The sequence below is a fragment of the Rhodococcus sp. NPDC060086 genome (genome assembly GCF_042730275.1).
In the GTDB taxonomy this organism is placed as follows: domain Bacteria; phylum Actinomycetota; class Actinomycetes; order Mycobacteriales; family Mycobacteriaceae; genus Rhodococcus.
Map to the genome: position 1 here is coordinate 40,045 of NZ_JBHWWZ010000036.1, position 9,516 is coordinate 49,560.

Below are 9,516 nucleotides of genomic sequence, written 5' to 3' on the forward strand. Positions count from 1 at the left end.
GTGCCCTGCCGGTGGGACCGCCGGAATTGTCTCTGTTGAACGCGGCCACCGGGCCCTTTAACATTCCAGGGTCAATCCGTCTGCATCAACGTGGTTCCTCCGTGAAAGGCCCGGGGATATGCTCAAAGGTTTCAAGGATTTCCTGCTGCGCGGGAACGTCATCGAACTTGCAGTTGCCGTCGTGGTGGGCGCGGCCTTCACCGCGATCGTCACCGCGTTCACCGACAACATCATCAATCCGCTCGTCGCAGTGGTCGGTGGCGAGAACGAGATGGGTTGGGGGTTCCAGATCCTCCCCGACAATGCGGCGACCTTCATCAACCTCGGTGCTGTGGTCTCGGCCCTGATCAACTTCATGATCATCGCCGCGGTCGTGTACTTCGTGCTGATCGTGCCGGTCAACGCCGCCAAGGCGCGCTTCGCCCCGGACAAGGAACCGGAGGACGAGCCGCTGAGCGAGACCGACCTGCTCATCCAGATCCGCGATCTGCTCGAGACGGGCAGCTACAACACGGTCGACGACGACACCGACGGTCGCCACAGCGACAAGGCTCGGGTCTGACCACGCGGTTGCTCGATCGAACGGCGGTCCCGCGCAACGCTGGGCCGCCGTTTCTCTTCCGGTCGAAACCTCTGCGAGACGCTGCTAGCCTGCAATAATGCTCGATATCGTGATCGATTCGGATTCGTCCGTCCCACCGTTCGAGCAACTTCGACGGCGAATCGTGGAACTCGTCCGGGATGGGGAGTTGATCGCAGGAACCAAACTGCCCACCGTGCGCGGAATGGCCGAGACCCTCGGGATCGCGCCGAACACGGTGGCGAAGACGTATCGGGAACTCGAGCAACTCGGTGTCCTCGAGACACGGGGGAGAGCCGGAACCTTCATCGCGGACTCGGGAGACCCCACACGTTCGCTGGCGCAGCAGGCGACGATCGAGTACGTCGCATCGGTGCGTGTGCTGGGAATGTCCGACGAGGAAATCACCGAATTCGTCGAGGTAGCGCTGCGCGCCTGAACGATCGAATGTCGTCGAGATCACAATTTTGCCAACGCACAGGAAAAATGTGCACTCGCCTCGACCGAGTTCTGCGAAAGCGGCACAATATCCAGGCGACGGAGGCAAGTTGGGACACATGACTGTGCCTGACGACCGGACCGACGCTGCAGAAGTAGCTGTAGCGGCCGGGCCCCCGGAGACTCCACCGACAGATCCACCGCGTGCGCGCACCGACGTCGTCGTCTTCGGCATATCTGCGGCCCTGGTCGTCGCCATCGTGGTGTGGGGCCTCGTTGCTTCCGACAACTTCACGTCCGTGACCGGATCCGTCCTCGACTGGATCGTCATCGAGATGGGCTGGCTGTTCGTGATCGCCGCGACCGCGTTCGTCATCTTCGTGTTGTGGATCGCGATGAGCAAGTACGGGAAGATTCCGCTCGGCAAGGACGACGAAGTGCCCGAGTTCCGCACCGTCAGCTGGATCGCGATGATGTTCAGCGCCGGGATGGGCATCGGCCTGATGTTCTTCGGTGTCTCCGAGCCGGTGTCGCACTACGCCTCGCCACCGCCCGGCACCGTAGGCGGAACCGGGGTGGCGATGGCGACCACGATGTTCCATTGGAGCCTGCACCCGTGGGCGATCTACGCGGTCGTCGGTCTGGCCATCGCTTACGGCACCTTCCGAAAAGGCCGGAAGCAGCTGGTGAGCGCCGCATTCATCCCTCTCATCGGCCGCCGTTCGGAAGGGCCGATCGGCAAGCTGATCGACATCCTCGCCCTGTACGCGACCCTGTTCGGTACGGCCGCCTCGCTCGGTCTCGGGGCCCTGCAGATCGGCTCGGGTTTCGAGGTAACCGGATGGCTCGAGACCGCCGGGGTCGGCCTTCTCGTGGCGATCGTCGCGATCCTCACCCTTGCCTTCGTGGCATCCGCTGTATCGGGAGTCGCGAAGGGAATCCAGTGGCTCTCGAACATCAACATGGTGCTGGCAGCCGTCCTCGCGCTGTTCGTGTTCGTTCTCGGCCCCACCATCTTCATCCTCAATCTCATTCCCACGACTCTCGGCGCGTACGCAGCAGATCTCGCCAGGATGTCGGCCCGCACGGCAGCCTCGGGTCCGGAAGCAGGTGAATGGCTCTCCAGCTGGACGATCTTCTACTGGGCATGGTGGATCTCGTGGGCGCCCTTCGTCGGGATGTTCCTCGCGCGGATCAGCCGCGGCCGAACGATCCGGGAGTTCGTCGTCGGTGTGATGATCGTGCCGAGTTTCGTGAGCCTGCTGTGGTTCTCCGTCTTCGGCGGCGCCGGGATCCAGCAGCAGGAAGAAGGATTCGACATCGCGGGTGCGGACACCGTCGAAGAGCAGCTGTTCGGAATGCTCGACCACCTGCCCCTCGTGGGTATTTCCACAGTGGTCGTGATGGTTCTCGTATCGATCTTCTTCGTCTCCGGTGCCGACGCAGCATCCATGGTGATGGGTAGCCTCACCCAGCGGGGAACACTTACGCCGAGTCGTGGCGTCGTCGTGTTCTGGGGTGGTCTCACCGGTGGTGTCGCAGCGCTCCTGCTGTGGACGGGCGGCTCCGAGGCCCTCAACGCGCTCCAGACGATGACGATCATCGCGGCAGCACCGTTCGTCATCGTGATGATCGGGCTGTGCGTGTCGCTGTACCGCGACCTGAGGCGAGATCCGCTGATCACCGGCGGCCGGCGACGACGACTGCTCAAACGCATCGAGTGAGGGAGTGCGTGGCATTCGCGATCGAGGTGACCGATCCGCAGCCGGGATGCAGTGTCCTCGTGATCGGATCCGGTACCGAGGCCGGTGTATTCGCGGCCCGCGTCGGCCCCGACGTCGAGGTCCGCGTCAGTGGGAACCTGGCCGACGCGACCGGTGAGAACCTGGCCGACGCGACCGGTGACAACCTGGCCGATGCGGCCGGTCACAACCTGGCCGACGCGGCCGGCGCCTCCGACCTCGTCTGCGCCTTCGGGATACCGGAGTTCCGCGACAGCGACGTGTCGCGGCTCGCCGGTATCCCCGAGCTGCTCTTGCCCGCCGGACAACTGTGGGTGTTCGACTCACCGGGAGAGGACGATTCGGCCGGGTCACTGTCCATGCGGATCAGCACGACACTCTCGCATGCAGGACTCGCGATCGTCGACATACTCGAAGGCCGGTGCGTCATCGGGCTCTGTGCAATGGTGAAAGGATGAGCGCCGCACGCGATCTCCTGACCACCTTCGAAGAGTTCCTGCGGGTGCCGCTTCCGGTCCACGTGCGATGCTGGGACGGGTCGGAAGCCGGACCCTCCGACGCCGAGGTCCGCGTCGAATTCCGCAACCGCCGGGCACTGCGCCACGTGCTGTGGGCACCCAATGAACTTGGCCTGACCCGCGCCTACGTCAGCGGCGACCTCGTGATCGACGGCGATCTCTATGCCGTTCTCGCACTCCCGGACCTCGTCGACGCACTCGGCACCCGAACCCTGAGCAACACATCGCCACGTGAACTTGCGCGCCTGGCCCGCAAGTTCGCCGCGCTCGGCATAATCGGGCCACCGCCGCGACCACCGTCGGTCGAAATCCCTCGCCGGCGAGGAGCCCTCCACAGCAAGCGCCGCGACGCGCAGGTCGTCTCGCACCACTACGACGTCGGAAACGATTTCTACAGGCTTTTTCTCGGCCCGTCGATGGTGTACTCGTGTGGCTATTGGTCCCGACCCGACACCGGCACCGCCGGTCTTCAGGACGCCCAGCACGACAAGCTCGATCTGGTCTGCCGCAAACTCGGACTCGAACCGGGCATGCGACTGCTCGACGTCGGGTGCGGATGGGGGTCGATGGCGCTGCACGCCGCGCAGCACTACGGCGTCGACGTCCTCGGCGTCACCCTCAGCGCCGAACAACGAGACTTCGCGCGAGCCCGAATCGCCGAGGCAGGCATGTCGGATCGCATCGAAATCCGGTTGCAGGACTACCGCGACATAGACGAGAACCCGTTCGACGCGATCTCGAGCATCGGAATGTCCGAACACGTCGGGGCCGCAAGACTCCCCGAATATGCGCGCCACCTGCACGAACTGCTCGTCCCCGGTGGGCGGTTGCTCAATCACGCCATCGCCTCGGTGGTGTACCGCCCCGAGCCCCGCAGTCGCCCCGCGACATTTTCCCGCAGTCGCCCCGCGACATTTTCCCGCCGCCGCCCCACGACGTTCATCGACCGCTACGTCTTCCCGGACGGGGAGATACTGCCGCTGAGCCGGACGCTCGACGCATTCGAACGCGCCGGACTCGAAGTCCGCGACTCCGAGGCGCTGCGCGAACACTATGCGCTGACCCTCCGAGCGTGGGTGGCGAATCTGCACGAAGGATGGGACGACGCGGTGGCACTCGTCGGCGCCGAACGTGCCCGAACCTGGTTGCTGTACCTCTCGGCGAGCGCGCTCGGATTCGAAGAGCCCGGGCGGTTGACGATCCACCAGGTGCTCGCGGTGCGCCCCACCTCAGGAGGTGCGAGCGGAATGCCACGAACCCGCCACGAATGGCTCTCGGACCGCTAATCCTCGGTGATCTCGCCATCGCAGATCGGTGTCATGGCGATCAGAGATCGGTGTCATGGCGATCGCAGATCGGTGTCATGGCGATCAGAGATCGGTGCGCCTGACAGGGTTTGTCGGCACCCGGCAGTAGCGTGACCGCAGCCCGCTGTTGCACCGCGAGAGGGGAGTCACGGATGGCCCACACAGACCGCTTCGACGGAATTCTGGAACGGGGCTGGAACCGTTTCCGCACTCGGCTGGCCGCACGGATCGCGACGCTCGGGAAGGGCGAGCAGATCGAACTCGCGGCCGAATCCGCAGGTGAATACGTCACCCTCGTGAAGCTCGTCGCGCTCGATTCGCGGCGCATCGAGGTCGAGATGATGGGCGCAGGCTCGAATATCATCCCTGCACGTCGAGCCGATGAAATCGCGCAGCGCGTCGTCTCGGCACTACGCAGGACGCACGGCGTTCTGCACCCCACCTTCCTGCGCCGCGACGAACCCGACGATCCCCGCACACTGCGCTCCCGTGTCGCGCAGGCACTGAAACTGCAGTTCGGCCGACCCATCCCCATCGACGCCGACGGCGACTACGTCGTCATCGTCGACTCACAGGCCGTGTTCGTCGTGGTCGACGACATCGCCCGCACCATCCAGCTGTGGGCGCCCCTGCTGCACGGCATCACCGGGCGTGCGCAGGCAGCCGAAGAATTGCTCGAGCTCAACCGCGTATGGCCACACATCAAACTCCTTCTCGTCGAAGACCGGCTCGTGGCGACGATCGATGTGATGGGCGACCCGTTCGTGCCCCGGCACCTCATCGACCTCTTCGGGGCCCTGAGGGTGCTGCTCGGCAGCGTCGACACCGGATTCGCACAGCGCTTCGACGGAGAGCGGTACACCGGCGACATCGATGCGGAGTCCGCCCTGTCCGACGAGCCGACAGTGTTCGACGAACCCAACTGAACAGGCGCATCAACGCCAGCTGGGCAACCACAGCTGGTTGTGCCAGTCCGCCACCGTGATGGGCAGGCCGGTCAGGATCGGCCACAACCACACGAAGTTCGCGACCACCAGACCCACGTAGAGGCACACCACGAGCAGACCGGTGGTTCGCCTTTCCGGCGCCGCGTGACGCTGTCCCAGCACCTCACCGAGAACCAGCGTGATCCCCATGACGAGGAACGGCGCGAGGGGAACCGCGTAGAAGTAGTACATCTGCCGATCGAGGCTCACGAGCCACGGCAGAATGCCCGCCCCGTACCCGGTGAGCACGGCCGCCCAACGCCAGTCGCGGCGCACGAGCATCTGCCACAGCCCCCAGACGAGGACGGGCAGCGACACCCACCACAGCGCTGGAGTGCCGATGAGCATCACGGCTTTGACGCACTCGTCTGCTCCGCAGCCCTCGATCTGCTGGCCGTCCGCGAAGTAGTACAGCATCGGACGCAACCCCATCGGCCACGTCCACGGCTTCGATTCCCACGGGTGGATGTTGCCCGCCGAGTTGGTCAGGCCCGAATGGAATTGCAGGACACTCGCGCTGTAGTACCACAGCGACCGCAGGGCGTCGGGGACGAACGAGAAGGCACCGTCCTGGCCGATCTGATTACCGACGGCGTGCCGGTATACACCCGTCTCGCTGGCGAACCACGCCCAGAACGTCGCGAGGTAGACGCCGATCGGGATCACCACCAGCGCGTACAACGCGGGACCGATGTCGCGAAGCGCAGTGCCGATCCACGGACGCTGCACACCGTAGGCGCGGCGCGCAGCGAGGTCGAATGCCACCGACATCAGGCCGAAGAACGCGATGAAGTACAACCCCGACCACTTCGTGCCCGCCGCCAGACCCAGCAGCACCCCGGCTCCGAAACGCCACCACCGGACCCCGAGTCGAGGCCCCCACAGCGATTCGCCGATGCGACCCTCGGCGTACACGCGGGCCATGCGTCGTCGGATCTCGTCGCGGTCGACGATCAGAGCGCCGAACGCGGCGACGACGAACACCGATTGGAAGATATCGAGCATGCCCATACGCGACGTCACGAACGTGACTCCGTCGACGATGAGGAGCAGCCCGGCGACGGCACCGAGCATCGTCGAATGCGTCATCCGTCGCACGATGCGGACCACCAACAGCACCAGGACCACACCCGCGACGGCCGACGAGAACCGCCAACCCCAGCCGTTGTAACCGAACAGTGCCTCGCCCACCGCGATGAGTTGCTTACCGACCGGGGGATGCACCACCAGTCCATAGCCGGGGTTGTCCTCGATCCCACCGCCGGTGAGGACCTGCCAGCCCTGGGGAACGTAGTGCTTCTCGTCGAACACCGGTGTCCTGGCGTCCGTCGGATAGTTCAGCATCGTGAAACGCGTGATGGCGGCAAGAACGGTGACGAACGCCGTGACGATCCAGCCGCGCGCTCGATCGACCGGACCGGACTGCGGTGGCGGCACTTGCGGAGCGGGACTCGCGAGGCGACGGTGCGGGGCCTCGAAAGGGCGCAGGTCCGTCGCGATCACAATCCGATCGTAGGCTGAACCGCATGCAGGCAGAGAATCCGGGACAACACGCGAATCCGGGACAGGGTCGGCTCGTGCTGGCCGCCACACCGATGGGCGATGTCGGCGACGCCTCCCAACGACTCCGCGACGCGCTGGCCACCGCCGACGTCGTCGCCGCCGAGGACACCCGCCGCACCCGGTCTCTCGCCTCTGCACTCGGCGTGACCATCACGGGCCGCATCGTGAGTTTCTACGATCAGGTGGAGGTGTCGCGGGCGCCCGCGCTGATCGCCGACATCGAAGGTGGCCGCACGGTGTTGCTCGTCACCGACGCGGGCATGCCGTCGGTGAGCGATCCCGGGTATCGGTTGGTCTCGGCATGCGTCGAGGCGGATCTGCCCGTGACGTGCCTGCCGGGTCCTTCCGCTGTGACCACTGCGCTCGCATTGTCGGGCCTGCCCGTCGAGCGGTTCTGCTTCGACGGATTTCCTCCGCGAAAGCAGGGCCAGCGCCGCACCTGGCTGGCGACACTCGCGACCGAGCCCCGCGCCGCCGTGTTCTTCGAAGCGCCGCACCGGCTGGCCGCGTGCCTCGCCGACGCCGTGGAGGTCCTCGGCGGGGAACGCCGCGCCGCGGTGTGTCGCGAGCTGACGAAGACCTACGAGGAAGTCAAGCGCGGGACCCTCGCCGAACTCGCGGAATGGGCAGCAGGCGGGGTGCGGGGTGAGATCACCGTCGTGCTCGAAGGTGCCGCGCCGCGCAGCAGCGATCCCGCCGATCTCGTCGATGACGTCGAAGAACTGGTTGCGGATGGCATGCGTCTCAAGGACGCATGCGCTCAGGTCGCGGGGACCGCGGTGTCGAAGAAAGAACTGTACGACGCGGTGCTGGTGGCTCGGCGCGTCTGACCTCTGTACAGCACCGCAGGCCTACACTTTCCCTCCATCGGATCCACCTCAACGGTCGACGAGCAGGGAGAAAGTGTATGGACGCTGTCAACGATTTCCTCGTCGAGGTGGCGGGGGTGGTGTGGGGCCCGTTCCTGCTGATCCCCCTACTCCTCGGAACAGGCCTGCTCCTGACCATCCGTCTGCGCGGCGTGCAGTTCCGCAAGCTGGGGCCCGCGCTGAAGCTGGGTCTGATCACCCGCAACGACCCCGGCGCTGCAGTGGGCGACATCTCCCAGTATCAGGCGTTGACCACCGCACTGGCTGCCACCGTGGGCGTCGGGAACATCGCCGGTGTCGCGACGGCGATCTATCTCGGCGGCCCGGGCGCGCTGTTTTGGATGTGGGTGACCGGTCTGGTCGGAATGGCGAGCAAGTATTCGGAAGCGTTCCTCGGGGTCAAGTACCGCAAGACCGATACGAAGGGCGAGATGAGCGGTGGGCCGCAGTACTACCTGGCCCGGGCGATCCCGAACAAGTTCGGGCTCGTACTGAGCCTCATGTTCGCGGTGTTCGCGGTGCTCGCAAGCTTCGGTATCGGCAACATGACCCAGGCCAACACCGTCGCGACGCAACTCGACGGCACGTTCGGGGTGCCGACGTGGATGAGCGGCGCCGTCATGATGGTGCTCGCGGGCGCCGTGCTGCTGGGGGGAATCAAGTCCATCGGCCGGGTCACGGCAGGGTTCGTGCCCGCCATGATCGTCCTGTACGTCGGGGCGGGCATTCTCGTGCTCGCCGTCAACTTCGGTGAGATTCCGTCCGCCCTCGGTCTCGTGTTCACCGACGCGTTCACCGGCACCGCCGCGACCGGCGGCTTCATCGGATCGGTGTTCATGGCCGCGATGCGGTACGGCGTCGCGCGCGGCATCTTCTCCAACGAGTCGGGCATGGGCAGTGCCGCGATCGCGGCTGCAGCAGCCCGGACGACGCACCCCGTCCGTCAGGGCCTGGTGTCGATGACCCAGACGTTCATCGACACCATCATCGTCGTCACCTTCACCGGCATGGTCATCATCACCACCGGTGCGTGGACGTCGGGTGAGCAGGGCGCCGCGATGACCTCCACCGCATTCTCGGACGGCCTGGGCGGCGAGTGGGGCAGCTGGATCGTGGCGATCTCCGTGGTGTTCTTCGCCTTCTCGACGATCCTCGGATGGTCGTACTACGGCGAGCGCTGCGTCGAACGTCTGGTCGGCCGCGGCGGTGTGGTGCCGTATCGCGCGATCTTCGTGCTCGTCGTGTTCATCGGCGCGACCACGGAGCTCGAAGTGGTGTGGAACTTCTCGGACGTGATGAACGGTCTGATGGCGCTGCCGAACCTCATCGGCCTTGTCATACTGTCCGGCATGATCGCGCGGGAGACGAAGGCGTACCTCGACCGAGACCCGTATCTGTTGGGAGAACCGCCGGCAGCCCGCGAACCGGACAAGGCGTAACCGGAACACACGGTGCCGATGAGAAGCACGGTGCCGAACAGAAGAGCGACGGCCGGACGATCGATGATCGTCCG

9 protein-coding genes are annotated in these 9,516 nt (G+C 65.5%); 8 read left to right on the forward strand and 1 reads right to left on the reverse strand.

The annotated features are described in order from the left end of the window. The first annotated feature begins 118 nt into the window (after nucleotides 1–118). The 6 genes from mscL to ACFWB0_RS18555 all read left to right on the forward strand — a co-directional run bounded on the left by mscL (nucleotide 119) and on the right by ACFWB0_RS18555 (nucleotide 5,511). Nucleotides 119–562, forward strand: coding sequence for a large conductance mechanosensitive channel protein MscL (gene mscL, locus ACFWB0_RS18530; RefSeq protein ID WP_378491923.1), 444 nt, complete (start codon nucleotides 119–121; stop codon nucleotides 560–562). Nucleotides 563–659: 97 nt separating this feature from the next. After that, nucleotides 660–1,019, forward strand: a complete 360-nt coding sequence (locus ACFWB0_RS18535) for a GntR family transcriptional regulator (protein ID WP_378491924.1) — start codon at nucleotides 660–662, stop codon at nucleotides 1,017–1,019. 118 nt (nucleotides 1,020–1,137) lie between these two features. Continuing rightward, nucleotides 1,138–2,742 (forward strand): BCCT family transporter, encoded by a 1,605-nt coding sequence (locus ACFWB0_RS18540; protein WP_378491925.1) that lies wholly within the window; start codon nucleotides 1,138–1,140, stop codon nucleotides 2,740–2,742. Between the two features lie 8 nt (nucleotides 2,743–2,750). After that, nucleotides 2,751–3,218: an SAM-dependent methyltransferase gene (locus tag ACFWB0_RS18545; protein ID WP_378491926.1), complete on the forward strand. Its 468-nt coding sequence runs from the start codon at nucleotides 2,751–2,753 to the stop codon at nucleotides 3,216–3,218. Then, nucleotides 3,215–4,564 (forward strand): class I SAM-dependent methyltransferase, encoded by a 1,350-nt coding sequence (locus tag ACFWB0_RS18550; protein ID WP_378491927.1) that lies wholly within the window; start codon nucleotides 3,215–3,217, stop codon nucleotides 4,562–4,564. Before ACFWB0_RS18545 ends, ACFWB0_RS18550 begins: the two co-directional genes overlap by 4 nt. 173 nt (nucleotides 4,565–4,737) lie before the next feature. After that, complete coding sequence (locus ACFWB0_RS18555) at nucleotides 4,738–5,511, forward strand: hypothetical protein (RefSeq protein ID WP_378491928.1); 774 nt, start codon at nucleotides 4,738–4,740, stop codon at nucleotides 5,509–5,511. A gap of 9 nt (nucleotides 5,512–5,520) precedes the next feature. On the opposite strand, the gene ACFWB0_RS18560 is transcribed toward ACFWB0_RS18555, so the two are convergent. Continuing rightward, entirely contained in the window at nucleotides 5,521–7,074 is a 1,554-nt protein-coding gene (locus ACFWB0_RS18560) for a dolichyl-phosphate-mannose--protein mannosyltransferase (protein ID WP_378491929.1), read from the reverse strand. A 23-nt stretch (nucleotides 7,075–7,097) separates the two neighbouring features. On the opposite strand from ACFWB0_RS18560, the gene rsmI reads away from it, so the two are divergent. Together rsmI and ACFWB0_RS18570 are read left to right on the forward strand one after the other, a co-directional pair. After that, complete coding sequence (rsmI, locus tag ACFWB0_RS18565) at nucleotides 7,098–7,964, forward strand: 16S rRNA (cytidine(1402)-2'-O)-methyltransferase (RefSeq protein WP_378491930.1); 867 nt, start codon at nucleotides 7,098–7,100, stop codon at nucleotides 7,962–7,964. A gap of 77 nt (nucleotides 7,965–8,041) precedes the next feature. Next, nucleotides 8,042–9,442: an alanine/glycine:cation symporter family protein gene (locus tag ACFWB0_RS18570; protein WP_378491931.1), complete on the forward strand. Its 1,401-nt coding sequence runs from the start codon at nucleotides 8,042–8,044 to the stop codon at nucleotides 9,440–9,442. The last annotated feature ends 74 nt before the right edge of the window (nucleotides 9,443–9,516 follow it).